Genomic DNA, 26,278 nt, shown 5'->3' with positions numbered 1-26,278 from the left:
TTCAGCTCCTTGCAAGTTCCTCGAGCCGGGCGTTTGCGCGCACCAGGGGCTCGGACAGTTCGAAATTGGCGCCGGCGACCGCATCGCCGATAATGACCATGACAGGCCCGGTCAATTCGTCGCGGTTCTGCAGATCGGGCAGATCGGCGAGCGTGCCATGCAGCAGGCGGCGATCGGCGCGGCTGGCATTTTCGATGACGGCGACGGTGGTCTCAGAGGGAATGCCCGCCTGCATCAGCCGCTCGGCGACGGAGGCGGCAACTGTGCGACCCATATAGACGGCAATCGTCGCGCCCGAAACGGCAAGGCTTGCCCAATCGGGCAGCACGTCGCCGGTGAGATCATGGCCGGTGGTAAAGACCAGCGAGGAGGCAACGCCGCGCAGTGTCAGCGGCAGCTCGAAATCGGCAGCGGCGGCGAAAGCCGAGGTGATGCCAGGCACGACCTCATAGGTGATGCCGGCAGCGCGCAGTGCCGCCATTTCTTCCCCTGCCCGGCCATAGACCAAGGGATCGCCGGATTTCAGACGGACGACGCGCTTGCCCTGGCGGCCGAGATCGACCAGCAGGTCGTTGATTTCTTCCTGGGACTTCGAGTGGCAGCCCTTGCGTTTGCCGACAGAAAGCCGCTCGGCATCACGGCGGCCCATATCGACGATCGCCTGCGGCACCAGCGCGTCATAGACGATGACGTCAGCTTCCATCATCACGCGCTGAGCGCGCAGCGTCAGCAGATCCTCGGCACCCGGACCGGCACCGACCAGCCAGACGTGGCCGGCGACCTTGTCGACCGCCTGCAACAGCCGGTCGGCGGCATGCTGGGCCTGCGTCAGGTTGCCGTTGGCGACCGCATCGGCAACGGCACCGGAAAAGAAGCGGCGCCAGAAGACGCGGCGGGAAACGCCGCGCGGCACCATCTGTTCGACCGCCTTGCGGTAGCTTGTCGCCAGCGCGGCAAGGCGGCCGAGCGAAGGCGAAAGCAGCTGATCGATCTGCGCACGGATCATCTGCGCCAGAACCGGCCCTGCCCCTTCGGTGCCGATCGCAACGGCGACAGGCGCGCGATTGACCAGCGCCGGTGTGAAGAAATCGCAGTAGTCGGGCTGATCGACGGCATTGGCCGGAATTCTGGCAGTACGGGCGGCATCGACGATATCGCGGTCGTCGGCGTCATCGCCGGTGGCGGCGAAGACGAGTGCCGCCCCCTCGACCTGCTCTGCGGAGAAGGCAGTGCGCACGGTCTCGATGCGGTTGGCGATCAGGAAGGCATGATAATCGGCTTCCGGCCGGTCAGCATAGGCGACGATCCGCGCCCGCGTGTTGAGCAGCAACCGCACCTTGGCGAAAGCTTCGTCACCATTGCCGAAGACAGCCGTCTTCTGGCCTTCCACGCGAAAGAAGGCGGGAAATACCGAAAGCTGTTCACTCCTGGAAGGCATCACGAATCCACTTCGAAGTTGCCGGAATATGCCCTTTGTCGACAAGCGATTGAAGGAACAGAAATCCGAAAGCCCAGGCAAGCGCGTATTCTTTTGCTCGCGCGATCAATGATTTGAGAAAAGTCACCCATGCTGACAAAAATGCCTCACCAACTGCCCCACCCTGGCCCATTGCTGCAGCGCAGTGTAAAGCCTGTGACAAACGGCGTCCACCAGCGTTTGGCGCATTTCACTCGCGCCGCCAAGGCGATAGACTGAGGGAAAACCGGAGATGTCCATGCCTGACAAGACCATCGCCTCCCGCCTGCTTGCGGTCATGGAAGAGGATATCCTGCCGTTGACCGAGCACGGGGTTTCGCTCGGCAATAAGGTGTTCGGGGCGGCAATCCTGCGCAAATCCGATCTGTCACTCGTCGTCGCCGAGACCAACAACGAACTCGAGAACCCGCTCTGGCATGGCGAGGTGCATACGCTGAAGCGCTTCTACGAGCTTGGCGACAAGCCGGCGACCAAAGACCTGATCTTCCTGTCGACGCACGAACCCTGCACCATGTGCATGTCGGCGATCACCTGGGCAGGCTTCGACAATTTCTACTATTTCTTCAGCCATGAGGATTCCCGCGATGCCTTCGCCATTCCGCACGACCTGAAGATCCTGAAGGAGGTCTTTGGGCTTGAACCCGGCGGCTATCGCAGGCAAAACGCCTTCTGGAACAGCTTTGCCATCGCCGATCTCGTCGAGACCGAAGAGGCTTCTCTGAAGACCGCGCTGAAGGCGCAGACCGCCCGCATCAAGGCACGCTACGATGCGCTGTCGTCCAGTTACCAGTCGTCGAAGAGCGCCAACGATATTCCTCTTAACTGAGGCCCCTGAACCGAGGAACCATGGAACCTTCCAAAGATATTTCACGGCTGATCGAGATCATGGCGGCGCTGCGCCATCCCGAAACCGGCTGCCCCTGGGACATCGAGCAGAACTTCGAGACGATCAAGCCCTATACGATCGAGGAGGCCTATGAGGTCTCCGATGCGATCGAGCGCGGCGATATGGACGATCTCTGCGACGAACTCGGCGACCTCCTGCTGCAGGTGGTCTTCCATGCCCGCATGGCCGAGGAGGCCGGGGAATTTTCCTTCGGCGACGTGGTCAACGCCATCACCACCAAGATGATCCGCCGCCACCCGCACGTCTTTGCCCGCTCGGCGGCGGACACGCCCGACGCGGTGAAGATCCAGTGGGACGAGATCAAGCAGGCGGAAAAACGCGAGCGCGCCGAGCGCCGGGCAAGGCGCGGCATCAGCGAGGATTTCAAGAGCGGTTTCCTCGGCTCGGTGCAGCGCAGTTTCCCGGCTCTGACGGAAGCGCTGAAGCTGCAGGAACGCGCCGCCAAGGTCGGCTTCGACTGGTCGGCCCCCGAACCGATCCTCGACAAGATCGAGGAGGAGATCGGCGAATTGCGGGCCGCACTTCGGGAAGGCGATCGGGCGAAAGTCAGCGACGAACTCGGCGACCTGATCTTCGCGGTCGTCAATATCGGCCGGCATGTGAAGGCGGATCCGGAACAGGCAGTGCGCGGGACGAATACAAAATTCAGGCGTCGGTTCAGCCATATAGAGAACGTTCTTGAAGCGGAAGGTGAGACGCTGGAAGACGCGACGCTGGAACGGATGGAAGAAATCTGGCAGGCGGCCAAGGCGATCGAGCGGGCGATCGTGGTTGGGGCGGAGTGAGTTAATGTCGGCGATTTTGGCCAGCCCCTCATCCGGCTGCCGCCACCTTCTCCCCGCTCGCGGGGCGAAGGGGGATAACCGCGACCTCTCGATTCCTCGCTCACCTCTCGCAGGGCACGTCCCCTCGCCCCGTTTACGGGGAGAGGGTTAGGGGCAGGCACTAGCGCCAACCGGACAGCAGTGGCACAAGCGCCAGGCGCGCCTTACCGCTCCCAATCTTCCTTACTAGGCTTCGGCCCGTTGCCGATGCGCCGTTCCAGTTCGGTCGCCTCGGTCTCCGACAGCCGCAGATCAAGCGTGATCGAGCCGTCCTCATTGTCCTCGCGGCCGTCGACGATGGCGTGGTCGTAAAGCCAGGGCAGCAGCGCCAGCTTGTCGACGGGAAGGCGGATCGTTGCTTCGGTCATCACGCCTGAGAGGCGGCGGCTGATCTCGTCCATCAGCGTGCCGACGCCCTCGCCGCTGACGGCAGACACCGCCACCACGTTGCTGGCGCCTGATGATTTCTGCACCATGGTGTCGTGTACTTCGGGCTCCAGCCGGTCGATCTTGTTCCAGACCTCGATCAGCCGCTTGGCGGACTCGGCCTCGTCAATGCCGAGGTCGTTCAGGATGCGCATGACGTCGGAGCTCTGCGCCTGGTTGTCGGGATCGGACATGTCGCGGACATGCAAGATGAGATCGGCTTCCAGCACCTCTTCGAGCGTTGCCCGGAAGGCGGCGACGAGATGGGTCGGCAGGTCGGAGATGAAGCCGACGGTGTCGGACAGGATGACGGTGCGGCCGTGCGGCAGCTTCATGCGCCGCAGCGTCGGGTCGAGCGTGGCAAAGAGCATGTCCTCGGCCAGCACGCCGGCGCCGGTGATGCGGTTGAACAGCGTCGACTTGCCGGCATTGGTATAACCGACGAGCGCCACGATCGGATGCGGCACCTTGCGGCGCTTGGCGCGGTGGAGCTGGCGGGTGCGCACGACCTGCTCCAGCTCGCGTTCGAGCTTGATGATGCGGTCCTGCAAGAGCCGCCGGTCGGCTTCGATCTGGGTTTCGCCGGGGCCGCCCATGAAGCCGCCGCCGCCGCGCTGGCGTTCAAGGTGGGTCCAGCTTCGCACCAGTCGGCCCTTCTGGTAGTTCAGATGGGCGAGATCGACCTGCAGCGTGCCTTCCTTGGTGGAGGCGCGGCGGCCGAAGATTTCGAGGATGAGGCCCGTCCGGTCGATGACCTTGACGTTCCATTCCTTTTCGAGGTTGCGCTGCTGCACCGGCGTCAACGGATGATCGACGATGACGAGACCGGAATCGCGCTCATCGAGCAGCGCCTTGATCTCCTCGATCTTGCCTGTGCCGAGCAGCGTCGCCGGTCTCGGATCATTGACCGGCACGATCGAGCCATTGACGACATCGAGGTCGATCGCCTGGGCCAGGCCCGTCGCCTCCTCGAGACGGCTTTCCGGCGTGCGGGTCGAGGCCGATTCACTCTGGCCGCCGCGACTGCGCGATTTCAGAACCGGCACGACGACAGTCGCGCGCATGTCGTCCCTGTGCTTGGCGGCCTCAGGGATGATCGAATCGTTCTTGGTATCGCGTGTCGAAATGACGGCTGATCCTGTTAGGACGCTGCTTCTTCGCTCTCGAACATCTGCATGGGCTGGCCCGGCATGATCGTCGAGATCGCATGTTTATACACGAGCTGCGAATGGCCGTCACGGCGAAGAAGAACACAGAAATTGTCGAAAGACGTAACAACGCCCGTGAGTTTCACGCCGTTGATCAAAAAGATTGTCAGGGAAATCTTTTGCTTGCGAACAGTATTGAGAAATAAGTCCTGCAGATTCTGAGAACGTTCCGCCATCGCGCCGCTTCTTTCTTTATTGCCGACCTGATCTGGCCGGTAGAATATCAATCAACCTCACCATGCGAAGACCGGCGGCACCCTCATTCCACCTGTCCAGCAAATCTTGGTATCAAATCGCAATCTTTTCCGCAACGTCGAAAAAAGCCTCGCGGACTTTCTGCGAGAGGCTGCCGGGATGACCGTTGGCAATGGTCTGGCCATCGACGGAAACGACCGGAAAACAAATACTTGTGGCTGCGGTGAGGAAGACCTCGCGGGCCGCGAGCATTTCTGAAACGGAGAAATTCCGCTCGGCGATCGGCAATCCGAGCTTGGCCGCGACGTCGATCAAGGTGGTGCGGGTTATGCCGCGCAGAATGCCGTGTTCGGCCGGCCGCGTCACCAGCGTTCCATTCGAATCGACGATCCAGACATTGGTCGCCGCCCCCTCCTTCACCATGCCGTCGCCATCGACATAGATCGCCTCCTGGGCGCCGGCCTCCTTGGCCTGCTGGCGAGCCAAGGCATTCGGCAGCAGGCCGACGGATTTGATGTCGACGCGGTCCCAGCGGTTGTCGGTCACTGTGATTGCCTTGATGCCGTTGGCATTCTTGGCGGCGATGATTTTGGGATCGGTGCTCTTGGCGGTGATGACAAGCGAAGGCGGCGTTCCCTCGGCCGGGAAGACATGATCGCGCCGCGCCACGCCGCGCGTCACCTGCATATAAAAAAGCCCGTTGCGGACATGGTTGCGGCGCAGCGTCTCGCGAATGACCTGGGTCAGCGCCGCCCGGCCCATCGGCCAGCCGATGCTGAGTTCACCGAGCGAACGGTCGAGACGGTTCAGATGGCGGGTGAGATCGACGATATAGCCATGGCGCACCTCGCAGACCTCATAAACGCCGTCGGCAAATTGATAACCGCGATCCTCGATATGCACGCTGGCATCGGAATGTTTGACGTAACGGCCATTCACATAGGCAATTCTCGGCATGGGAAACCTGGTCTTCCGGGGGCGATATAAGGGGCACGGCGCGGTGTCGGCAGCGCCGGAAAGGATCAGACGCCGAGCGACTTCAGCTTGCGGTGCAGCGCCGAGCGCTCCATGCCGACGAATTCGGCGGTGCGCGAGATATTGCCGCCGAAGCGGTTGATCTGGGCGATCAGATAGTCCTTCTCGAACATCTCGCGGGCTTCGCGCAGCGGAAGCGTCATGATGTGATAATCGTTCTTGGCGGAAACTTTCGGCAGCATGTCGCCGAGATCGGTCGGCAGCATGTCGGCAGTGATCGGCGCATCCGGCCCGTCGGTGCGGGCAAGGATCATCAGCCGTTCGATATTGTTGCGCAACTGGCGGATGTTGCCCGGCCAATCATGCGCCTGCAGCACGGCCATGGCGTCGTCGCCGATGCGGCGCGGACGGATGCCGGCCTGCTCTGATATCTGGCGCATCAGTTGGTCGACGAGGAAGGGAATGTCCTCGCGCCGCTCGGCAAGTGCCGGCACCCGCACCGGCACGACGGCGAGGCGATGATAGAGATCCTCGCGGAACCAGCCCTCGGTGATGCGGCTCTCAAGATTATAGGCGGTCGAGGAGATGATACGGACATCGACCTTGACGCGCTTGGAGCCGCCGACGCGCTCGAACTGCTGATCGACCAGCACCCGCAGGATCTTGTTCTGCGTCTCGCGCGGCATCTCGCCGACTTCGTCGAGATAGAGGATGCCGCGATGGGCTTCCTCGAGCGCGCCGATCTTGCGCGCCTGACCGGGCGTCCCCTCGGTGCCGAACAGCGCCACCTCCATGCGATCGGGCGTGATATTGGCAGCGTTGATCGCCACGAAGGGGCCGTTGGCACGGGCCGACTTCTTGTGGATCATCCGCGCCACCAGCTCCTTGCCGGAGCCGGATGCGCCGAGGATCATGATGCGGCTGTTGGTCGGCGAGACCTTCTCAATCGTCTGGCGCAGCTGCGAAACGGCGACCGAGGTGCCGATCAGCTCCAGCGCGTCGCCGGTGCGGCGCTTCAGCTCGGAGACCTCGCGCTTCAGCTTGGAATTTTCCAGCGCCCGCTCGGCGATCAGGATCAACCGGTCGGCCTTGAAAGGCTTCTCGATGAAATCGAAGGCGCCGCGCTTGATCGCCGAGACGGCGGTCTCGATGTTGCCATGGCCTGATATCATCACCACGGGCAGATCCGGATGGCGGGTCCGGATCTCGTCGAGCAGCGACAGACCATCGAGCTTGCTGCCCTGCATCCAGATATCGAGGAAGATCAGCCGCGGCACACGGTCGGATATCGCCGCCAGCGCACTGTCGCTGTCGTGGGCCGTGCGCGTTTCGTGGCCCTCGTCCGAGAGAATGCCGGAAACGATCTCGCGAATATCGTGCTCGTCGTCGACGACGAGAATATCAGAGGCCATAAACGCTTTCCTTGTCATTGGCTGCGGGAGCAGCGGGTGTCGGATCCAGGCGTGGCAGATGCACGCGGATCATGGCCCCTCTTCCCCGGTCAAAATCGGCGGGCGCATCGTGCAGTTCGAGCTGCCCGCCATGTTCCTCGATGATTTTCTTGACGATGGCGAGGCCAAGGCCGGTGCCCTTCTCGCGCATCGTCATATAGGGTTCCAGAATGCTGTGGCGGTTCTCCACCGGCAGGCCCCGGCCATTGTCGATGACATCGACGGTGAACCGGTCGCGGCCGGAATCGAAGGCGGCGCGAACGAGAATCTTGCGTTCGTCCCGTTCGTCGCTCGGAACGGCTTCGATCGCTTCCACGGCATTCTTGATCAGATTTCCGAAAGCCTGGCCGAGCATGCGGCTATCGAACAGGCCCTCCAGCGGCTGCTCGCCGAAATCCTGCGCAAAGCTGACATGATGATTGCCCATCTCGCGCAGGAAGATCGCGTCGCGCAGGATGTCGCGCAGGTCGCTCGGCTCCTTGGTCGGCTTCGGCATGCGGGCGAAGGCGGAGAATTCGTCGACCATGCGGCCGATATCGCCGACCTGGCGGATGATCGTATCGGTGCATTGGTCGAAGACGGTCCGGTCATTCGGGTCGATCTGCTTGCCGTAACGCCGCTGGATGCGCTCGGCGGAAAGCTGGATCGGGGTCAGCGGGTTCTTGATCTCGTGGGCGATGCGTCTTGCCACGTCGCCCCAGGCGGTCGAGCGCTGGGCGATGACGAGGTCGGTAATGTCGTCGAGCGTGATCACATAGGATTCGCTCATATCGCGCACTTCCTCGCGGGTGACCTGCACGCTCAGCGTCCTTACAGTGCCGCCACGCACCAACGCGATCTGCTTGCGGAAATCGCCGCGATGACGCGACGCCGCCTCGGTCAGCACGTGATCGACCTCAGGCGCGATGTCGACCAGCTGCTTGCCGAGCATCTCGTCGGCCGATAGCGACATCAGCGTTTCGGCCGAACTGTTGACGATGGCGACGCGACGATCCTGCTCGACGCCGATGACGGCGGCAGTGACGCCCGACAGCACCGCCTCGATGAAGCGGCGGCGGTCGTCGACCTCATCCTTGGCTTCGAGGATCTCGTCGCGCTGGGTGCGGATCTCAGAGATCATCTTGTTGAAGGTGCGCGACAGATTGGCCACGTCGCCATCGACGGCGTGCACCGGCACGACGATATCCATATTGCCCGATGCGACGCTGTCGGCCGCGGTGATCAGCAGGCGAATCGGCCGGACGATGCGGTCGGCAACGGCGATCGCCGTCCAGATCGCCGCGAGCAGCACGATCAGCGCGAAGCCGATATAAAGCACGGCGAAGGCGACCTGCAGCGAGAAGCGGTTGGCCTCCATCGACCGGTATTCGGTGGCGTTCTCCTCCATCATCCGCATGGCACCCATGACCTTGGGATCGACGGCGCGCACCGTATAGAGGAAGGTGCCCTGGATGGCGTCGAGCTTGATGATGGCGCCGACGAGGTTGGTAACGCCGGGCGGGATCAGCGTCGGCTGGCCGGCAGCGGCCTTTTCCAGCGCATCCTGCGGGATCGCCGGCAACGGTTTTTCGGTGGCGATGTCAGCCTGGACGATCACCGAGCCGTCACGCTCGACGAGGAAGGAGCCGAGCAGGCCGCGGCCCCTCGCCTGGCGTGTCATCAGGTCGGCAAAACCCGTCCGGTCGAGGCTGTAGAGCGCCCGGTTGCGCTCCAGATCGTTGGCCATGGAGACTGTCTGCCCCTGGAGATAGCTGGCATTCTCCATCATGTAGGCCTGGCCGATATTGCGCGACGAGCTGACGATCGACTGGGTGCGCAGCGCAAACCAGCGGTCGAGACCGGCGTTCAGCGTGATACTGGCGAAGATGGCGACGAGGATCGCCGGGGTGATCGCGACGATCGAGAACAGCACGACGATGCGGATATGCAGACGGGCGGCCGCACGGCCGCGGGTACGCGCCTTGAGCAGCCTTGCCACCTCGCGGCCGATCAGCGCCAGCAGCGTCAGGACAAAAAAGGAATTGACGATCACCGAGGTGATGACGACATGCGAACTCGGCGCGATCGGGGTGAGACCAAGCAGCACGAAAAGCGTCACTGTGGCGCAGAGAAGCGCGCCGCCGGCAAGCACCAGGCCGGGCACGGCGAAAAGGGCGCGACGATCGGTCACCGTCGTCACCGCCTCGCCTGCCGCCGCCGGCGATACCCCATCCTGCGTCATTCGGCCTCTCTTCAGACGGCAGCCGCCGCCTTCGCCATCCGATCGAAACCGAGCAACGCCGGCTTAAGAAAGCCAGCGCGCTAACGACTCGATCGGGAGCGAAATACCAAAACCCTTGCGTGACCTTTAAGCAACGCATTGTGGCGAAAATGCAACGCACCCCGTCACATTGTCAAGCCGTGCATGCCCTCGGCCCGTCACAGTTTTTAGAAGCGACGCGGTTCTTCCGGCTTGTTTCCAACGATCAGGTCGATCCGATCCAGCACGTCGGACGTCACTTTGTGCCTGTGCTGGAGGGCCGCGAGATTGTCCTGCAACTGGCTGGCGCGCGACGCGCCGAGAATGACGGTCGAGACGTTCCGATTGGCGAGGCACCACAAAAGCGCGAGATGGGTGATCGACATGCCGATCTCGTCGGCAAGCTTTACCAGTTCGCCAACTTGTGCGAGCTGGGCGCGGCCGGCATCGCTGGACCATTTTTCCTTCAGCCACTCGTAGCCCGGCAGGTTCATGCGGCTGTCGGCCGGCACACCGTTGTTGTATTTGCCGGTCAGGACGCCGGAGGCGAGCGGCGACCAGATCGTTGTGCCGAGGCCGATGAGGTCGTAGAGTCTGAGATAGTCGGACTCGACCTTCTGGCGTTCGAAGATGTTGTATTGCGGCTGCTCCATGGTCGGCGGCGTGATGCGCAGGTCCCGGGCAACGGCGTAGGCTTCCGTCAGTTGCTGCGCGGACCATTCCGACGTTCCCCAGTAGAGCACCTTGCCTTGGGCGACGAGATCATGCATCGCCCGGACGGTTTCCTCGACAGGCGTGTCGATGTCGGGGCGGTGGCAGAAATAGAGGTCGAGGTAATCGACCTGAAGCCTCTTGAGCGCCGCGTGGCAGGCATCGGTCACATGCTTGCGCGACAGACCGCGCTGCGTCGGTTTCTGACCGCCCCAGAAGACCTTGCTCGAGACGACGAAGCTGTCGCGGCTCCAACCAAGCGACCTGAGCGCCTCGCCCATGACAATTTCGGACTTGCCGCTTTCGTAACCTTCGGCATTGTCGAAAAAGTTCACCCCGTTGTCATAGGCAAGCTTCATGAGGTCGACGGCGTCGCCGCCGTTGACCTGCTTGCCGAACGTGACCCATGAGCCGAAGGAGAACTCGCTCACTTGCAGCCCCGACTTTCCCAAACGACGATATTCCATCATGCAGCTCCCGAAAATTTTGAACTGGGCCGGCCGATCACCGGCGTCGCGCGATCGATCGACGACCGACTCGCGTAATCTATGGCATGCGCAACGATATGCGAGGCTCATCCCGCCAAGTTGACCAAAACACGACGTCGCAGTTCCCGTCAGCCCCTGAGCGTAAAGAAAAAGGGCGCTCCACGACAACAGTCGGAGCGCCCGTGGCATGCGATCGACGACGTTTGCGGCGGAGGTCGACGGCAGCAACGGCAAATAATGAGATTCGGAACGGATTGGCAACATGCGATTGGAATCGGCGACGTTATCGACCGCTGATTGATCGTGTCGTCCACCGGATATCCACAGCTTATCCACAGGCAAGGCGACGACGACCGCAGCAACTTCAATGACATTCGCCTGGCGTCAAATCACTCCTCACAAATACTTATGTGACTGTAGAATGACACCGCAGTTTTGTTTCTCTGCTTGGATATAAACCGCGACCTGGCTCAGATAGGCTCACCTCTCCTCCCGACCGTGGCGGCGGACGCCGGGAGGGGTGGGCGGTGGGCAAACATGAGGGCCCGCCGCCTTCTTTTTTATCGCGCCCTCGACGCGCTCAGGCGGTGCGGGAACTCCTATAGACCGAGACACCCAGTTCCCTGATCTTCTTGCGCAAGGTATTGCGGTTGAGACCGAGAAGATCGGCCGCCTTGATCTGGTTGCCGCGCGTCGCCGTCAGGGCGGCGAGGATCAGCGGATACTCCATTTCCGTCAGCACACGATCATAGAGGCCGGGCGGCGGCAGGCTTTCGCCGAAGCCCGAGAAGTAGGTGCGCATGTTTTCCTCGACGGCTTGCGCGATCGTCATCGAGCCGCTGCGGATCGGCCCCTTGTCGATCGGGCTGTCGGGTACGTCGGAGCGCAGCTCCGCGTCGATGATCTCGCGGGTGATGACATCCTGCGGATAGAGCGCCATCAGACGGCGGATGAGATTTTCCAGCTCGCGGACGTTGCCCGGCCAGGCATAGGCCTTCATCAATTCCAGCGCTTCCTGATCGAAGCGCTTGGATCCCAAGCCTTCCTTTTCGGCCTGCTGGATGAAATGGCGCACGAGATCGGGAATATCCTCGGCGCGGTCGCGCAGTGGCGGTAGCCGCAGCGGCACGACATTGAGGCGGTAATAAAGATCCTCGCGGAACAGGCCCTGGTTGATCGCCTGTTTCAGGTCCTTGTTGGTGGCGGCGACGATGCGCACGTCGGTGCGGATCGGCGTGCGGCCGCCGACGGTGGTGTATTCGCCCTGCTGCAGGACACGCAGCAGCCTGGTCTGGGCATCCATCGGCATGTCGCCGATCTCGTCGAGGAAGAGCGTGCCGCCTTCGGCCTGCTCGAAGCGGCCGGTCGACCGGGTCTGCGCACCGGTAAAGGCGCCCTTCTCGTGACCGAAGAGTTCCGATTCGATCAGGTCGCGCGGGATCGCCGCCATGTTGATCGCAACGAACGGGCCGTTGCGGCGCTTGCCGTAGTCATGCAGGGCGCGGGCGACGAGCTCCTTGCCGGTGCCGGATTCGCCGGTGATCATCAGCGTCAGGTCCGTCTGCATCAGGCGGGCGAGAACGCGATAGATTTCCTGCATCGCCGCCGAACGGCCGACCAGCGGCATGCCGTCCTGCACGTCGTCTTCGAGTTTGGCGGGCTTGCGCTTCGGCTCAGCGAGCGCGCGGCCGATGATGCCGATCAATTCGGTGAGGTCGAAGGGTTTCGGCAGGTAATCGTAGGCGCCCTTCTCGGAGGCCTTGATGGCGGTCATGAAGGTGTTCTGCGCACTCATGACCAGGACCGGCAGTTCGGGGCGCGCCTTCTTGATGCGCGGCAGCAGGTCGAAGGCGTTCTCGTCGGGCATCACCACATCGGTGACGACCAGATCGCCCTCACCTGCCGAAATCCAGCGCCAGAGGGTAGCGGCGTTGGAAGTGATGCGGACGTCATAACCGGCGCGGCTCAAAGCCTGGTTGAGCACGGTCCGGATGGCCGCATCATCATCTGCAACGAGGATCGTGGCTGTCATCGAGAAGGTCCTGTCGAGCTTGCGGAAGAGGCGTCTTCGAGCGAGGCGTCCTTCGACGCCGGCATGAGAACGCGGAATGTCGTGCGGCTGTTCTGGCTGTCGCATTCGATGATGCCGCCGTGATCGCCGATGATCTTGGCGACCAGCGCCAGGCCGAGGCCGCTGCCGTTCGGCTTGGTGGTGATGAAGGGGTCGAAGAGATGCGGCAGCAGATCGGCGGGAACGCCGGGGCCATTGTCGTGGACGCAGAATTCCAGCGGCAGCGAGATTTTTTCACGGGTGCCGGCGACGGAGAGCCGGATGCCGGGGCGATAGGCCGTCGTCAGCATGATCTCGCCATCCGGCCGATCGCCGACCGCTTCGGCGGCGTTCTTCACCAGATTGAGGAAGACCTGGACGAGCTGGTCGCGATTGGCATAGACCGCCGGCAGCGACGGGTCGTAACTCTCGGTGACACGGATGTTGCGGGCAAAACCCGCCCTGGCGACGGCCTTCACATGATCGAGCACGGAATGGATGTTGACCGGCATGCGGTCGACGGGGCGTTCGTCGGAAAAGACTTCCATGCGATCGACCAGCGATACGATGCGGTCGGTCTCGTCGCAGATCAGCCGGGTCAGCGCCCGGTCGTCGTCGACCGCCGACTGTTCGAGCAGCTGGGCGGCACCGCGGATGCCGGAGAGCGGGTTCTTGATCTCGTGCGCCAGCATCGAGGCGAGACCGGTGACTGAGCGGGCGGCGGCGCGATGCGTCAGCTGCCGGTCGATCTTGTCGGCCATCGAGCGTTCCTGGAAGACGATGACGACAGCGCCGGGCTCGCTGAGCACGGGGGCAACGTAGAGATCGACGAGTTTGTCCTGGCCGAGGCGGGGCGAACTCAGGTCGACGCGATATTCGTTGACCGGGGCCTTGCGCTCACGCACCTGGTCGATCAGGGCGAGCAGCGGGCTGCCGAAGGGAATGAAGGTGGAGATGCGGTAACGCGCCAGATGCGAGGCGCTGGCGCCGAAGAAGGCCTCCGCCTCCCAATTGGCGAACACGACGAAGCCGGATTCGTCGACCATGATGACAGGGTTCTGGATGGCGTTGAGCACGGCCATGGCGACGGTTCCGCCGGCCTGATCGGACGGAGATGTCATATCCTTCATCATGCCGCCTCCCGGCTGTCGACAACAGCTGCCGCCAATGCATCGTAAAGCCGTGCTGCCACTTCGCTGGGATTGCGCGAGGTCATGATCGCAGCCTTTTCGTCGTCGGCGAGATCAGCGGCGAAACGCTGGAGATACCAGCCGAGATGCTTGCGGGCGTGGCGGATCGCCACCGCTTCGCCGTAGAAATCCAGCATCATCCGGTAGTGCTCGACGGCGATATCGGCGACTTCAAGGGATAACGGCTCGGCGGCACCTGATATGACGCCGGCATGCCATGGCCTGCCCTGGCAGCCCCTGCCGATCATCACGGCATCGGCGCCGGAACGGCGCAGGATTTCCTGCGCATCTTCCGCGGTCTCGACATCGCCATTGGCAATCAGCGGAATGGAGATCACCTCGCGGACGGCGCGGATCGCGTCCCAATCGGCGCGGCCTTCGTAGAATTGCATGCGGGTGCGCCCATGAATGGTCACCAGCTGAATGCCGGCCGCCTCGGCGCGGCGGGCGATCTCGGGCGCGTTGATCGAATTCTCATCCCAGCCGAGACGCATCTTCAGCGTCACGGGAATATCGACGGCCTTGACCGTCGCCTCGATGAGGCCGAGCGCGTGATCTGGATCGCGCATCAGCGCCGAGCCGGAGTATCCGCCGATGACCTTCTTGGCCGGGCAGCCCATGTTGATGTCGATGATATCGGCGCCGTGATCGGCGGCGATCTTGGCCGCCTCCGCCATCCAGTGCGCCTCTCGGCCGGCAAGCTGCACCATATGCGGCCGGAAGCCGGCCGCCCGCAGCCGCGACCAGGATTCAGCCGTGTCATTGACCAGTTCGCGGCTCGCCACCATTTCGGTGACGACGAGGCCGGCGCCGAAGCGCCAGGCGAGCTCGCGGAAAGGCATGTCCGTGACGCCGGACATCGGCGCCAGCACAACACGGTTCCGCACGGACACGGGTCCGATTCGGAAAGGCGCTGCGAGGTCCTTGGAAATCAAATGATTATCTTTCGGGCACACAATAGAACTGCATTATTTTTAGCCATTATTCCCTAGCTTGCCAAGGGGGCTGGGATGGGAATTGATATTTTTCGGGCAGATGCTGGAAAAGGCCAAAGCAAGACGTTAGAGCACTCGGATCAATTCCGCATATTTTAGGGGATTTATGCTGCAAATGCCTTCTAAGCAACCGATATCGGCTGGAATTGTCATCGTTGCCGCCGGTCGCGGCGAGCGCGCAGGCGCCTCCCAGGAAGGCCCCAAGCAATATCGCCTGATCGGCGGCAAGCCGGTTATCGTCCATACGCTTGAAAACTTCATGACATGGGAGCTGGCAACTCAGATCGTCGTCGTTATTCATCCCGACGACGAGGCGCTGTTTGCCAAAGCCTTCCGTCACATCATTTCGGCAACGCCGATCGAAACCGTGCACGGCGGTGCGACCCGGCAGCAATCCGTGCTGGCCGGCCTCAGATATCTCAAGGACAAGCATGTCAGCCATGTGCTGATCCATGATGCCGTGCGGCCGTTCTTCGACCATGGGCTACTGGACCGCATTGCCGAGAGCCTTGGCGACGGCGCGGCGGCAGTGCTGCCGGCAACGCCTGTGACCGATACGCTGAAACGCGCCGACAGCGCCGGCACGGTGCTGACGACGGTTTCACGCGAGCATCTCTACGCGGCGCAGACGCCGCAATCCTTCGCTTTCGAAACGATTCTCGATGCACATGAGAAGGCAGCGGCGAGCGGGCGAAGCGATTTCACCGACGACGCCTCGATCGCCGAATGGCTGGGCATTCCGGTGACGATCGTCGAGGGCACGCCCGATAACGTCAAGCTGACCGTCAAGCGCGATATATCAATGGCCGACGACAAGCTGTCGGCGTGCCTGCTGCCGGACGTGCGCACCGGCAATGGCTACGACGTGCACCAGCTCGAAGCGGGCGATGGCGTCACACTTTGCGGCGTGTTCATTCCGCATGATCAGAAGCTGAAAGGCCATTCCGATGCCGACGTGGCGCTGCATGCGCTGACGGATGCGCTGCTGGCAACCTGCGGCGCCGGCGATATCGGCGATCATTTCCCGCCGTCCGACCCGCAATGGAAGGGCGCAGCCTCAAAAATCTTCATCGAGCATGCCGCCCGGATCGTGCGCGAGCACGGCGGCACGATCATGAATGCCGACGTCTCGCTGATCGCCGAGGCGCCGAGGGTCGGTCCGCATCGCGACGCCATGCGGGCGAAACTGTCGGATTATCTCGGCATCGATATAGAGCGCTGCTCGGTCAAGGCGACGACCAACGAGACGATTGGCTTCGTCGGCCGGCGCGAAGGCATTGCGGCGATCGCGACAGCGACCGTCGTCTATCGCGGAAGGAAATGATGGGCCTTTTCCCTCAGGATATCATTTCGATGGCGGAGGCGATCATCCGCGACTTCACGGCCGCTGGGCTGATGCTCTCGACCGCCGAATCCTGCACCGGCGGATTGATCGCCGGGGCGCTGACCGAGATATCCGGTTCATCCGCCGTCGTCGACCGCGGCTTCGTCACCTATACGAATACCGCGAAAATCGAGATGCTCGGCGTGCAGGCGGAAACGCTGCTGCGTTTCGGGGCCGTCTCGGAAGAAACCGCCCGGCAGATGGTGCACGGCGCCCTCTTCCGCTCGCGCGCCGCGATCGCCGTTGCCGTCACCGGCATTGCCGGTCCCGGCGGCGGATCGGCTGGAAAGCCGGTCGGCCTCGTGCATCTCGCCGCCAAATCGCGCGCCGGCGCGCTCATCCACCGAAAGATGCTTTACGGCGATATCGGCCGCAGCGAGGTTCGGCTGGCAACGGTGAGGACGGCGCTGGAGATGGTGCATTCGCTCCTGGCAGGCTGAGGGCGCCTGCAATCGCCCCCTCAGACCGCAGCGTAGATCCTGTTTGCCCTAGTCTCGAAGGCTTCGGTGAACATGCGGAAGGCGCGATCGAACATCGAGCCCATCAACGCGCCGAGAATGCGGCTCTTGAACTCGTAATCGATGAAGAAATCGACGGTGCAGCCGCCGGATGGCGTCTCGGCGAAATGCCAGCGATTGTCGAGATATTTGAATGGGCCATCGATATATTTGACCTCGATGACGTGCTCGGCCCGGTTCAGCAGCACCTGTGTGGTGAAAGTCTCGCGGATCGCCTTGTAGCCGACCGTCATGTCGGCAACGAGCAGGATCTTGCCGTCGCGCTCCTTGCGGCTTCGGATGGCCAGCGCTTCGCAGAGCGGCAGAAATTCCGGATAACGCTCGACATCGGCGACGAGGTCGAACATCTGTTCGGGCGTGTGCGGGACGGGACGGTGCGTTTCGAATTGCGGCATAGGCGGCACTTAAGCGGGCCGGCGAAGAAGATCAAGAAGCTCGCGCATCTGGCCGCGGGATTTTAGCTGGAGAACCGGGCACGCCAGGGCCAGCGGCGAACCGGTTAGCTGCTTTGCGCGATCTTATGATGACGGTGGAATCTGCAAGCCCGTGTTCCTGAAGCGCCACTTCGATCAAGGGTACGGCATCGCGCTCGAAATTCCAGATATAGGCAAGCGCGCCCAGCGAGAGGCGTTCAGGGCAGCCGGCAGGCAGTTCGGGGCGGTTGCGCCCGAAATACCGGACCGCTCTCCAGATGGCGCCGTACAGGCATGCATATCTGGGCAGCCGAAGCCAAATGACGGCCTCAGCGCGCGGCAGGCGACGATGGAAGGAGCTGAGGCCGGTTCCATCCATGATCCAGCGTTGTTGCGCCACCGCCTTGGCGATCCGGCGGTCGATCTCGTCGCGCGGCCTCTTTCGCTAGCCCGGTAGCCAGTAGAAATCGCGGTCCATGGAGATGTAGTCAAGGTCGAGCATTCGCGAGAGCCGCTTTGCGAGCGTGCTTTTGCCGCTGCCGGGGCAGCCGATCACCAGAATACGGTCGGCTTCGATCAGCGTCGATTTCAATCCGGAGGTGATGTTCATCGTCGACTGCCCAAAGAAAAACCGCGGCGAAAATCGCCGCGGTTCAATCAAAAAGCAAGTGCCGCATCTTACTCGGTTGCCAACAACAACTTCTTCTCCCGCGCCGCACGCAGCCGAGCGAAATCGTCGCCGGCATGGTGGGAGGAGCGGGTCAGCGGGCTGGAGGCGACCATCAGGAAGCCCTTGCTGTAGGCGACCGTCTCGTAGGACTTGAACTCGTCGGGTGTGACGAAGCTCATGACCTGATGGTGCTTGCGGGTCGGCTGCAGGTACTGGCCGATTGTGAGGAAATCGACATCGGCGGTGCGCAGATCGTCCATCAACTGCAGCACTTCGTTGCGTTCCTCGCCGAGGCCGACCATGATGCCCGACTTGGTGAACATGGTGGGATCGAGTTCCTTCACCCGCTGCAACAGACGAATGGAATGGAAATAGCGCGCACCGGGGCGAACCGTCAGATAGTTGCCGGGCACCGTTTCCATATTGTGATTGAAGACATCCGGCTTGGCAGCGACGACACGTTCCAGCGCCCCCGGCTTTTTCAGGAAGTCGGGTGTCAGGATCTCGATCGTCGTCATCGGCGAGGCCGCGCGGATCGCCCAGATCACCTTTTCGAAGTGCTCGGCGCCGCCGTCTTCCAGATCGTCACGGTCGACCGAGGTGATGACCACGTGGCTGAGGCCCATCTCCTTGACCGCCTTGGCGACATTTTCGGGCTCAGCCATGTCGAGCGCGTTCGGCTTGCCGGTGGCGACGTTGCAGAAGGCGCAGGCGCGGGTACAGATTTCGCCCATGATCATGAAGGTGGCGTGCTTCTTGTCCCAGCACTCGCCGATATTCGGGCAGCCGGCCTCTTCGCAGACGGTGACGAGCTTGTGCTCCTTCACGATCGCGCGCGTCTCGGCATAACCCTTGGAGGTCGGCGCCTTCACACGGATCCAGTCCGGCTTGCGCATGACCTCCGTATCTGGCCGATGCGCCTTCTCGGGATGACGCACGCGCTTGGCGTCGGGATTGATCGTATCGAGGATGGTCACCATTGCAGTTTCAGCTTTCTACCGCTCCTATGCGGCAAATCTAGCGCCGCACCAGCCGCGCAAGGAATATCAACAGGCAGGCGCCGAGGAAACCCGTCACGAAGTAGCCGAGCCGCCCGCCGACCACCGCGACATGAAACTGCGCGAGGATGGCGCTGGCGACGACAGAGCCGACGATGCCGAGCACGATGTTCAGGAAAATCCCGTAGCGCGCTTCCATCAGCTTGCCGGCCAGCCAGCCCGCCAGTCCGCCGATGATGATTGCCGAAATCCAGCCGACGCCTTCCATGCCTGCCCTCTTTGCCTTTAAGCGACCGCCCTGGCGATCAGCACCACGACGATGGCGCCGACCGTGGCGTGGATGATCTGCACAACAAGCGCGTTTTCAATACCCAGCGAAATGCCGAGCGCGCTGAACAGATAACCGCCGACGAAGGCGCCGATGATGCCGCTGAGCAGGCATCTTATCAAGCCGCCGCCACCGACGACCAAACTTGCGAGGAAGCCTGCAACCAGGCCGATCAGCAAAAACACCAGCAACGCCTGCGTCTCCATAGACATGATGATTTCCTTTCGTTTTTTCCACTCCGTGATACAGGGCGGATTGGGAAATTATCAAGCGTTCAGCACACGGCCATAGGCATCGAGCACCGCTTCCTTCATCGTTTCGGACACAGTCGGATGCGGGAAGATCGTGTGCATCAGCTCTTCCTCGGTTGTTTCGAGGTTCATCGCGACGACGAAACCCTGGATGAGCTCGGTGACTTCGGCGCCGACCATATGGGCGCCGAGCAGCTCGCCGGTCTTCTTGTCGAAGATTACCTTGACCATGCCCTGGTCTTCGCCGAGCGCGATCGCCTTGCCGTTTGCCGCGAAGGAGAAGCGGCCGACGCGGATGTCGCGGCCCAGCTCCTTGGCTTTGGCTTCGGTGAGGCCGACGGAGGCGACCTGCGGATTGCAATAGGTGCAGCCCGGGACCTTGCCCTTGTCGGTGGGATGAACGTTCGGCAGGCCGGCGATCTTTTCGACGCAGACCACACCTTCATGCTCGGCCTTGTGGGCCAGCATCGGCGGGCCGGCGACATCGCCGATTGCATAGATGCCAGCGATATTGGTCTTGCCGTAACCGTCGGTGACGACGCAGCCGCGGTCGGTCTTGATGTCGAGCGCCTCGAGGCCGAGGTTTTCGATATTGCCCTGAACGCCGACGGCCGAAATCAGCCGGTCGGCGGTGATCTGCTGCACCTTGCCATCTGAAGTTTCGACATGGGCGGTGACGCTGCCCGCACCCTTCTCGACCTTGGTAACCTTGGCACTGGTGAAGATCTTGAGGCCGCGCTTTTCCAGCTGCTTGCGGGCGATGGCGGTGATTTCGGCATCCTCGACCGGCATGATGGTCGGCATGACTTCGACAACCGTCACGTCGACGCCCATCGAGCGGTAGAAGCTTGCGAATTCGATGCCGATCGCGCCCGAACCCATGACGATCAGCGACTTCGGCAGCGCATCCGGCTTCAGCGCCTCGAAATAGGTCCAGATCAGCTTGCCGTCCGGCTCGATGCCGGGCAGCGCACGCGGACGGGCGCCGGTCGCGATGATGATGTGCTTGGCGGTGTAGGTGCCCTCGCCCTTGACGTTTTTCGGCAGCGGGTGCTGCGGTTCGACCACCGGCTTCGACGACTTGCCGACGACGATCTCGCCGGGCTGAGCCCCAGTCGAAGCCTTGGAAAGCTTTCCTTCGCCCCAGATGATGTCGATCTTGTTCTTCTTCATCAGGAAGCCGACGCCGGCATTCAGGCGGGCGGAGACGGCGCGCGAGCGGCCAACGACGGCCTTGGCATCCGGCTTGACCGTGCCTTCGAGAACCAGGCCGTAATCCTTGAAGTGATTGGCATGGTCGAGCACCTCGGCCGAGCGCAGCAGCGCCTTTGTGGGTATGCAGCCCCAGTTCAGGCAGATGCCGCCCATATGCTCGCGCTCGACGATCGCGGTCTTGAGGCCGAGCTGGGCTGCACGGATGGCGGCGACGTAGCCGCCGGGGCCGGAGCCGATGATGATGACGTCGTAGGATTCAGCCATGTGTTTCCTGCCTTTGTTACGCTGCGCTGCGGGTCATGAGCACCCACGCATGTCTTTTGCTGTTGTCGAAAAGCGGCACGGCATCGGCGCGCGCAGCCTCCAGGAATCCGTTTCTTCCATAAAGCGACAGAGCCGCCTCGTTATCACTTGCGGTAATGAGACTGACGGGGCGGCAATCCGCCCTGTCGATCTGATCGTCTAGCAGCCTGCGCCCGATGCCGATGCCGCGCAGATGGCGGTAAACGCCGAGACTGCCGATGAACCAGCTTCCCACAACCGTTTTCTGCAGGGCGAGCATCGGTTCGGTCGCCGGGATGCTCGCCTCGATATCGGCTATGCCCTCCTCCAGCGGATGGCCGATCGCCACGCCTGCCACTTCGCCATAGGCCTCGGCGATAACGGCATCCCGCCAGCCGCCAACGGCCTCCTCCTCGCTCATCTTCAGCCGACCCCGCTCCAGCGGCGTGTCGCTGACGCCGTTCGCCACATCGGCGAACCAGAGCCAGGAGGCAAAACCGTGCGATGCGATATCCGCCAGGATCGCCAGCTCCGAGGCATCGCGCCGTGAGGCCTGCCGCAGCGCGATGAAGGCGGTCATGCTCAGATCCCCAGCATCATCCGCACGATCGATTCCAGCCCGCGCCCGAGCGCCCGTGTATTGTCCGCATCGAGGTGAATGCCATCGATCGGCGTGGTCTGGGCAACGGAATTGCCATCGAAGAAGCCACAGCCGAGTTCGTCGGCAAGATCACGATAAAGCGTTGCGAGCTTTGCCGATTCCTCGATGCCACCGGGAAACGACGCGGCGAAGGGCACATTGCCCGTCGCGCAGATCGCCGGCGGCGCCACGATCAAGATCTCCGGCCCATCGAATTCGAAGGGCCAGGCATGATTGCGGATGAGCCGCACTAGCCGGCTGATGCCTTGGCACGCGGCAAAGGCGGAACCTGATACAACCGGCTTCATGTCGTTGGTGCCGAGCAGCAGGATGACGAGATCGAGCGGTGCGTGCGTCTGCAGGATCGTCGGCAGGATGCGCGCACCGTTGCGATCGCAATCGGCGAGGTGGTCGTCGAAAGCGGTCGTGCGCCCATTCAGGCCTTCGGCGATGACACGCGCCTCACTGCCGAGCACTGCCTGGAGCACGCTCGGCCAGCGGTTTTTGTAATCATGACGGCCGATCGTCTCGGCGTCATAACCCCAGGTTAGCGAGTCACCATAGCAAAGAACGGTCTTGGTCATTTCCGCCTCCGCGCTGCTATCAGACAAGCATGCCCATCGGGTTTTCGATATAGCCCTTGAAGGCCTGGAGCAGCTCGGCGCCGAGCGCGCCGTCGACGCAGCGATGGTCGGTCGACAGCGTGACCGACATCACGGTGGCGATCGCCATTTCGCCCTTCTTGACGACGACCCGCTGTTCCCCAGCGCCGACCGCGAGGATCGTCGCATGCGGCGGATTGACGACGGCGGCGAAGTTCTTCACGCCCATCATGCCCATGTTCGAAACCGAGCTGGTGCCGCCCTGATATTCCTCGGGCTTCAGCTTGCGGTCCTTGGCCCGCTTGCCGAGATCGCGCATCTCGTTGGAGATGACAGACAGCGTCTTCTGCTCGGCCTTGCGGATGATCGGCGTGATCAGGCCGCCGGGGATCGAGACGGCGACGCCGACATCGGCATGCTTGTGCTTGACCATGTTGCTGTCGGTCCACGATACGTTGGCGTCGGGAATGTCGCGCAACGCCAGCGCCATGGCCTTGATGACCATGTCGTTGACCGAGAGCTTGTAGGCCGGAGCGTTGTCCTTGCGCGGCGCCGCATCGTTCAGCTGGGCACGTAGCGCCATCAGAGCGTCGAGTTCGCAATCGACGCTGACGTAGAAATGCGGGATCGTCTGCTTGGATTCGACCAGGCGCCGAGCGATGGTCTTGCGCATGCCGTCATGCGGCACGAGCTCGTAGGAGCCCGGCTCGAAGAGCTTGAGAACGGCTTCCTCGGAAGCGCCCTTCGGCGCTGCAGCGGCCGGGGCCGGGGCTGCGGCGGCCTGCGGAGCGGCAGCCGGTGCGGCCGCAGCCTTGGCGCCACCGCCGGCAACGGCAGCTTCGACATCGCTCTTGACGACGCGGCCATGCGGGCCGGAGCCTGCGACGGCCGAGAGGTCGATACCGGCTTCCTTGGCCAGACGGCGCGCGAGCGGCGAAGAGAAAGTGCGGTTGCCGTCAGCCGAAACCGCCGCGGGTGCGACGGCAGGCGCCGGTGCGGACGGGGCCGCAGCCGGTGCAGCTTCGGCCTTCGGCGCAGGTGCGGCTTCAGCCTTGGGCGCCGGAGCGGCGGCACCCGCGCCGCTTGCGGCAGCGGCGACATCCTCACCATCGGCGGCGAGAACGGCAATCAGCGCATTGACCTTAACGCCCTCGGTGCCGGCGGCAACGACGAGCTTGGCGACCGTGCCTTCATCGACGGCTTCGACTTCCATCGTCGCCTTGTCGGTCTCGATCTCGGCGATCACATCGCCAGACTTGACCGTGTCGCCTTCCTTGACCAGCCACTTGGAAAGATTGCCTTCTTCCATGGTCGGAGAGAGGGCGGGCATCGTGATATTGATCGGCATCGAGATACCCTCCCCTTATTTGTAGCAAACAGCCTTCACCGCATCGACGACTTCGCCGACGTTCGGAAGGGCGAGCTTTTCGAGATTGGCGGCGTAGGGCATCGGCACGTCCTTGCCCGCAATCGTCAGGATCGGCGCATCGAGATAGTCGAAGGCCTGTTGCATGACGCGGGTGGCGATTTCAGTCCCGACCGACGACTGCGGATAACCTTCCTCGACGGTGACCAAGCGACCGGTCTTCTTGACCGATTCGATGATCGTCGGAAGATCCATCGGGCGGATGGTGCGAAGGTCGATCAGTTCGACGTCGATACCGATCTTCTCGAGTTCGGCAACCGCCTTGGTCGCATAGGTCATGCCGATGCCGAAGGAGACGACCGTGGCGTCCTTACCCGAACGATGGATGCGGGCCTTGCCGATCGGCAGGACGAAATTGTCGAGCTTCGGCACGTCGAAGTGCTGACCGTAGAGAATTTCGTTTTCGAGGAAGATGACCGGGTTCGGATCGCGGATCGCCGCCTTCAGCAGGCCCTTGGCGTCGGAGGCCGTGTAGGGCATGACGACTTTCAGGCCGGGGATGGCGCTGTACCAGGCCGCATAGTCCTGGCTGTGCTGGGCGCCGACGCGGGCAGCCGCACCGTTCGGGCCGCGGAAGACGATCGGAGCACCCATCTGGCCGCCGGACATATAGAGCGTCTTGGCGGCCGAGTTGATGATGTGGTCGATCGCCTGCATGGCGAAGTTGAAGGTCATGAATTCGACGATCGGGCGAAGGCCTGCCATCGCGGCGCCGACACCGACGCCGGCAAAGCCGTGCTCGGTGATCGGCGTGTCGATGACACGGCGGGGGCCGAATTCCTGCAGCAGGCCTTGCGTGACCTTGTAGGCGCCCTGGTACTCGGCAACTTCCTCACCCATGACGAAGACGTCTTCGCTGGCGCGCATTTCTTCGGCCATGGCGTCGCGCAGCGCTTCGCGCACGGTCGTCGACACCATTTCGGTGCCGGCCGGGATTTCGGGATCGTTCGGAACGACGGCCTTCGGCTCGGCCGGAAGCGGTGCGGAGGCGGAACCGGTATTGGTCGGCTTCTCTTCCTGGGCAACAGCGGGCGCTGCCGCGGCGGCCGGCTTGGCGGCGGAAATGTCCGAAGCGGATTCGCCGTCCTGCAGCAGCACGGCGATCTTGGTGTTGACCTTGACACCTTCGGTGCCGGCGTCGACGAGCAGCTTGCCGATGATCCCTTCATCGACGGCTTCGACTTCCATCGTCGCCTTGTCGGTTTCGATTTCGGCAATCACGTCGCCGGAGGTGACCTTGTCACCTTCCTGCTTCAGCCATTTGGACAGCGTGCCTTCTTCCATGGTCGGAGAGAGGGCGGGCATGAGGATATCGATAGGCATGGGTTCCCTCCCCGATTAGAGCAGAATGTCGGTATAGAGCTCGGATGCATCCGGCTCCGGATCGGCCTGGGCGAAATCGGCGCTGTCGGCGACGATGTCGCGGACATCCTTGTCGATCGCCTTCAGATCGTCTTCGGAAGCCCAACCCTTTTCGATGAGGCGCGCCTTGACCTGTTCGATCGGATCCTGCTCGGAGCGCATCTTCTGCACTTCCTCCTTGGAGCGATACTTCGCCGGATCGGACATGGAGTGACCGCGATAGCGATAGGTCAGCATTTCCAAGATGATCGGGCCCTTGCCGGAGCGGCAATGTTCGAGCGCCTCGTCGGCCGCGGCCTTGACGGCGCGAACATCCATGCCGTCGACCTGAATTCCGGGGATGCCGAAGCCGGAGCCGCGCAGCGAGTAGTTCGACTGCGCCGTCGCGCGGGCGGTCGAGGTGCCCATGGCGTAACGGTTGTTCTCGACGATATAGACGATCGGCAGCTTCCAGAGAGCCGCCATGTTGAAGCTCTCGTAGACCTGGCCCTGGTTGGCGGCGCCGTCGCCGAAATAGGCGATGGAGACATTGCCGTTGCCGCGGTAGCGGTTTGCAAAGGCAAGACCCGTTCCGAGCGAAACCTGGGCGCCGACGATGCCGTGACCGCCGTAGAAATGCTTTTCTTTCGAGAACATGTGCATCGAGCCGCCCTTCCCGTGGGAATAGCCGCTGCGGCGCCCGGTCAGTTCCGCCATGACGCCGCGCGCTTCCATGCCGGTTGCCAGCATGTGGCCGTGGTCGCGATAGGCGGTGATGACCTGGTCGCCTTCCTTCTGCGCCATCTGCATGCCGACGACGACAGCTTCCTGACCGATGTAGAGGTGGCAAAAGCCGCCGATGAAGCCCATCCCGTAAAGCTGACCGGCCTTCTCCTCGAAGCGGCGGATCAGCAGCATTTCGCGATAGGCCTTGAGCTCCTCATCGCGATCGAAGTCGGCCACAGGGCCTCCATTCGATGCCTTGGCTGCCGGTTTTGCTGCAGTTTTGCGGCTGGAAACGGTCGCGGTCTTTCGCGGCGCCATTCAACCCTCCCTATGGGTTTGTCGTTTCTC

At 62.6% G+C, this 26,278-nt stretch carries 24 protein-coding genes and 1 pseudogene; 4 read left to right on the top strand and 21 right to left on the bottom strand.

Annotation, left to right across the window (positions count from 1 at the left end; translation table 11 throughout):
• Window position 1: 1 nt before the first annotated feature.
• Complete coding sequence (gene cysG / locus PO860_RS08505) at window positions 2-1,438, bottom strand: siroheme synthase CysG (protein WP_273885026.1); 1,437 nt, start codon at window positions 1,436-1,438, stop codon at window positions 2-4.
• 277 nt (window positions 1,439-1,715) lie between these two features.
• Between cysG and PO860_RS08500 the strand changes: the two genes are divergently transcribed.
• Both PO860_RS08500 and mazG read left to right on the top strand, forming a co-directional pair.
• Window positions 1,716-2,303 (top strand): deaminase, encoded by a 588-nt coding sequence (locus PO860_RS08500; protein WP_183607431.1) that lies wholly within the window; start codon window positions 1,716-1,718, stop codon window positions 2,301-2,303.
• A gap of 20 nt (window positions 2,304-2,323) precedes the next feature.
• The gene (mazG, locus tag PO860_RS08495; protein ID WP_183607432.1) at window positions 2,324-3,169 is read left to right on the top strand and encodes a nucleoside triphosphate pyrophosphohydrolase; all 846 of its coding nucleotides are present in this window, start codon (window positions 2,324-2,326) and stop codon (window positions 3,167-3,169) included.
• Window positions 3,170-3,372: 203 nt separating this feature from the next.
• On the opposite strand, the gene hflX is transcribed toward mazG, so the two are convergent.
• From hflX to dusB, 9 genes are all read right to left on the bottom strand, one after another.
• On the bottom strand, window positions 3,373-4,698 hold the full coding sequence (gene hflX / locus PO860_RS08490) for a GTPase HflX (protein ID WP_275038241.1): 1,326 nt from the start codon (window positions 4,696-4,698) through the stop codon (window positions 3,373-3,375).
• A gap of 77 nt (window positions 4,699-4,775) precedes the next feature.
• A complete protein-coding gene (gene hfq / locus PO860_RS08485; protein WP_003539403.1) occupies window positions 4,776-5,018 on the bottom strand; it encodes an RNA chaperone Hfq in 243 nt (80 codons plus the stop codon).
• A gap of 112 nt (window positions 5,019-5,130) precedes the next feature.
• Complete coding sequence (locus PO860_RS08480; protein ID WP_183607434.1) at window positions 5,131-5,994, bottom strand: D-amino-acid transaminase; 864 nt, start codon at window positions 5,992-5,994, stop codon at window positions 5,131-5,133.
• A gap of 65 nt (window positions 5,995-6,059) precedes the next feature.
• A complete protein-coding gene (gene ntrX, locus PO860_RS08475; protein WP_064838387.1) occupies window positions 6,060-7,424 on the bottom strand; it encodes a nitrogen assimilation response regulator NtrX in 1,365 nt (454 codons plus the stop codon).
• The gene (locus PO860_RS08470; protein WP_183607435.1) at window positions 7,414-9,684 is read right to left on the bottom strand and encodes a sensor histidine kinase NtrY-like; all 2,271 of its coding nucleotides are present in this window, start codon (window positions 9,682-9,684) and stop codon (window positions 7,414-7,416) included. The genes ntrX and PO860_RS08470 overlap by 11 nt, the downstream gene beginning before the upstream one ends.
• A gap of 206 nt (window positions 9,685-9,890) precedes the next feature.
• Entirely contained in the window at window positions 9,891-10,880 is a 990-nt protein-coding gene (locus PO860_RS08465) for a potassium channel beta subunit family protein (protein ID WP_275038328.1), read from the bottom strand.
• Between the two features lie 601 nt (window positions 10,881-11,481).
• Entirely contained in the window at window positions 11,482-12,933 is a 1,452-nt protein-coding gene (gene ntrC, locus PO860_RS08460) for a nitrogen regulation protein NR(I) (protein WP_097618818.1), read from the bottom strand.
• Complete coding sequence (locus tag PO860_RS08455; RefSeq protein ID WP_097618819.1) at window positions 12,930-14,084, bottom strand: two-component system sensor histidine kinase NtrB; 1,155 nt, start codon at window positions 14,082-14,084, stop codon at window positions 12,930-12,932. Before PO860_RS08455 ends, ntrC begins: the two co-directional genes overlap by 4 nt.
• Window positions 14,081-15,097, bottom strand: coding sequence for a tRNA dihydrouridine synthase DusB (gene dusB, locus PO860_RS08450; protein WP_272782652.1), 1,017 nt, complete (start codon window positions 15,095-15,097; stop codon window positions 14,081-14,083). The genes PO860_RS08455 and dusB overlap by 4 nt, the downstream gene beginning before the upstream one ends.
• A gap of 145 nt (window positions 15,098-15,242) precedes the next feature.
• Between dusB and PO860_RS08445 the strand changes: the two genes are divergently transcribed.
• Entirely contained in the window at window positions 15,243-16,460 is a 1,218-nt protein-coding gene (locus tag PO860_RS08445) for a bifunctional 2-C-methyl-D-erythritol 4-phosphate cytidylyltransferase/2-C-methyl-D-erythritol 2,4-cyclodiphosphate synthase (RefSeq protein ID WP_183607437.1), read from the top strand.
• The gene (locus tag PO860_RS08440) at window positions 16,457-16,960 is read left to right on the top strand and encodes a CinA family protein (RefSeq protein WP_273885030.1); all 504 of its coding nucleotides are present in this window, start codon (window positions 16,457-16,459) and stop codon (window positions 16,958-16,960) included. Before PO860_RS08445 ends, PO860_RS08440 begins: the two co-directional genes overlap by 4 nt.
• Before the next feature lie 20 nt (window positions 16,961-16,980).
• On the opposite strand, the gene PO860_RS08435 is transcribed toward PO860_RS08440, so the two are convergent.
• From PO860_RS08435 to pdhA, 11 genes and pseudogenes are all read right to left on the bottom strand, one after another.
• The gene (locus tag PO860_RS08435) at window positions 16,981-17,433 is read right to left on the bottom strand and encodes a type II toxin-antitoxin system RatA family toxin (RefSeq protein ID WP_183607439.1); all 453 of its coding nucleotides are present in this window, start codon (window positions 17,431-17,433) and stop codon (window positions 16,981-16,983) included.
• A 9-nt stretch (window positions 17,434-17,442) separates the two neighbouring features.
• Window positions 17,443-18,061 (bottom strand): annotated as a pseudogene (locus PO860_RS08430) (AAA family ATPase).
• A gap of 68 nt (window positions 18,062-18,129) precedes the next feature.
• Window positions 18,130-19,101 (bottom strand): lipoyl synthase, encoded by a 972-nt coding sequence (gene lipA / locus PO860_RS08425; RefSeq protein ID WP_273882671.1) that lies wholly within the window; start codon window positions 19,099-19,101, stop codon window positions 18,130-18,132.
• Window positions 19,102-19,138: 37 nt separating this feature from the next.
• Window positions 19,139-19,387, bottom strand: a complete 249-nt coding sequence (locus PO860_RS08420; RefSeq protein ID WP_097614400.1) for a GlsB/YeaQ/YmgE family stress response membrane protein — start codon at window positions 19,385-19,387, stop codon at window positions 19,139-19,141.
• A 17-nt stretch (window positions 19,388-19,404) separates the two neighbouring features.
• Entirely contained in the window at window positions 19,405-19,659 is a 255-nt protein-coding gene (locus tag PO860_RS08415) for a GlsB/YeaQ/YmgE family stress response membrane protein (protein ID WP_085737168.1), read from the bottom strand.
• Window positions 19,660-19,713: 54 nt separating this feature from the next.
• Window positions 19,714-21,177 (bottom strand): dihydrolipoyl dehydrogenase, encoded by a 1,464-nt coding sequence (lpdA, locus tag PO860_RS08410; protein ID WP_273885031.1) that lies wholly within the window; start codon window positions 21,175-21,177, stop codon window positions 19,714-19,716.
• 16 nt (window positions 21,178-21,193) lie between these two features.
• Window positions 21,194-21,775, bottom strand: a complete 582-nt coding sequence (locus tag PO860_RS08405; protein ID WP_272782654.1) for a GNAT family N-acetyltransferase — start codon at window positions 21,773-21,775, stop codon at window positions 21,194-21,196.
• A 2-nt stretch (window positions 21,776-21,777) separates the two neighbouring features.
• Window positions 21,778-22,419, bottom strand: a complete 642-nt coding sequence (locus PO860_RS08400) for an SGNH/GDSL hydrolase family protein (RefSeq protein ID WP_183607443.1) — start codon at window positions 22,417-22,419, stop codon at window positions 21,778-21,780.
• Between the two features lie 19 nt (window positions 22,420-22,438).
• Complete coding sequence (locus PO860_RS08395; RefSeq protein ID WP_273882672.1) at window positions 22,439-23,785, bottom strand: pyruvate dehydrogenase complex dihydrolipoamide acetyltransferase; 1,347 nt, start codon at window positions 23,783-23,785, stop codon at window positions 22,439-22,441.
• A 15-nt stretch (window positions 23,786-23,800) separates the two neighbouring features.
• A complete protein-coding gene (locus tag PO860_RS08390) occupies window positions 23,801-25,186 on the bottom strand; it encodes a pyruvate dehydrogenase complex E1 component subunit beta (protein ID WP_183607445.1) in 1,386 nt (461 codons plus the stop codon).
• Between the two features lie 15 nt (window positions 25,187-25,201).
• Window positions 25,202-26,248 (bottom strand): pyruvate dehydrogenase (acetyl-transferring) E1 component subunit alpha, encoded by a 1,047-nt coding sequence (gene pdhA, locus PO860_RS08385; RefSeq protein WP_183607446.1) that lies wholly within the window; start codon window positions 26,246-26,248, stop codon window positions 25,202-25,204.
• Window positions 26,249-26,278: the final 30 nt, after the last annotated feature.

This window comes from Rhizobium binxianense, from assembly GCF_028994275.1.
Classification (GTDB): Bacteria; Pseudomonadota; Alphaproteobacteria; order Rhizobiales; family Rhizobiaceae; genus Rhizobium; species Rhizobium binxianense.
The sequence above is the reverse complement of the archived record's forward strand: the minus strand, read 5'-3'. Positions and strand labels throughout refer to the sequence as shown.

Coding starts and splice junctions, on each gene's coding strand:
- cysG (WP_273885026.1), bottom strand. CDS start 1,438: ATGCCTTCCAGGAGTGAACAGCTTTCGGTATTTCCCGCCTTCTTTCGC.
- PO860_RS08500 (WP_183607431.1), top strand. CDS start 1,716: ATGCCTGACAAGACCATCGCCTCCCGCCTGCTTGCGGTCATGGAAGAG.
- mazG (WP_183607432.1), top strand. CDS start 2,324: ATGGAACCTTCCAAAGATATTTCACGGCTGATCGAGATCATGGCGGCG.
- hflX (WP_275038241.1), bottom strand. CDS start 4,698: ATGCGCGCGACTGTCGTCGTGCCGGTTCTGAAATCGCGCAGTCGCGGC.
- hfq (WP_003539403.1), bottom strand. CDS start 5,018: ATGGCGGAACGTTCTCAGAATCTGCAGGACTTATTTCTCAATACTGTT.
- PO860_RS08480 (WP_183607434.1), bottom strand. CDS start 5,994: ATGCCGAGAATTGCCTATGTGAATGGCCGTTACGTCAAACATTCCGAT.
- ntrX (WP_064838387.1), bottom strand. CDS start 7,424: ATGGCCTCTGATATTCTCGTCGTCGACGACGAGCACGATATTCGCGAG.
- PO860_RS08470 (WP_183607435.1), bottom strand. CDS start 9,684: ATGACGCAGGATGGGGTATCGCCGGCGGCGGCAGGCGAGGCGGTGACG.
- PO860_RS08465 (WP_275038328.1), bottom strand. CDS start 10,880: ATGGAATATCGTCGTTTGGGAAAGTCGGGGCTGCAAGTGAGCGAGTTC.
- ntrC (WP_097618818.1), bottom strand. CDS start 12,933: ATGACAGCCACGATCCTCGTTGCAGATGATGATGCGGCCATCCGGACC.
- PO860_RS08455 (WP_097618819.1), bottom strand. CDS start 14,084: ATGATGAAGGATATGACATCTCCGTCCGATCAGGCCGGCGGAACCGTC.
- PO860_RS08445 (WP_183607437.1), top strand. CDS start 15,243: ATGCTGCAAATGCCTTCTAAGCAACCGATATCGGCTGGAATTGTCATC.
- PO860_RS08440 (WP_273885030.1), top strand. CDS start 16,457: ATGATGGGCCTTTTCCCTCAGGATATCATTTCGATGGCGGAGGCGATC.
- PO860_RS08435 (WP_183607439.1), bottom strand. CDS start 17,433: ATGCCGCAATTCGAAACGCACCGTCCCGTCCCGCACACGCCCGAACAG.
- lipA (WP_273882671.1), bottom strand. CDS start 19,101: ATGGTGACCATCCTCGATACGATCAATCCCGACGCCAAGCGCGTGCGT.
- PO860_RS08420 (WP_097614400.1), bottom strand. CDS start 19,387: ATGGAAGGCGTCGGCTGGATTTCGGCAATCATCATCGGCGGACTGGCG.
- PO860_RS08415 (WP_085737168.1), bottom strand. CDS start 19,659: ATGTCTATGGAGACGCAGGCGTTGCTGGTGTTTTTGCTGATCGGCCTG.
- lpdA (WP_273885031.1), bottom strand. CDS start 21,177: ATGGCTGAATCCTACGACGTCATCATCATCGGCTCCGGCCCCGGCGGC.
- PO860_RS08405 (WP_272782654.1), bottom strand. CDS start 21,775: ATGACCGCCTTCATCGCGCTGCGGCAGGCCTCACGGCGCGATGCCTCG.
- PO860_RS08400 (WP_183607443.1), bottom strand. CDS start 22,419: ATGACCAAGACCGTTCTTTGCTATGGTGACTCGCTAACCTGGGGTTAT.
- PO860_RS08395 (WP_273882672.1), bottom strand. CDS start 23,785: ATGCCGATCAATATCACGATGCCCGCCCTCTCTCCGACCATGGAAGAA.
- PO860_RS08390 (WP_183607445.1), bottom strand. CDS start 25,186: ATGCCTATCGATATCCTCATGCCCGCCCTCTCTCCGACCATGGAAGAA.
- pdhA (WP_183607446.1), bottom strand. CDS start 26,248: ATGGCGCCGCGAAAGACCGCGACCGTTTCCAGCCGCAAAACTGCAGCA.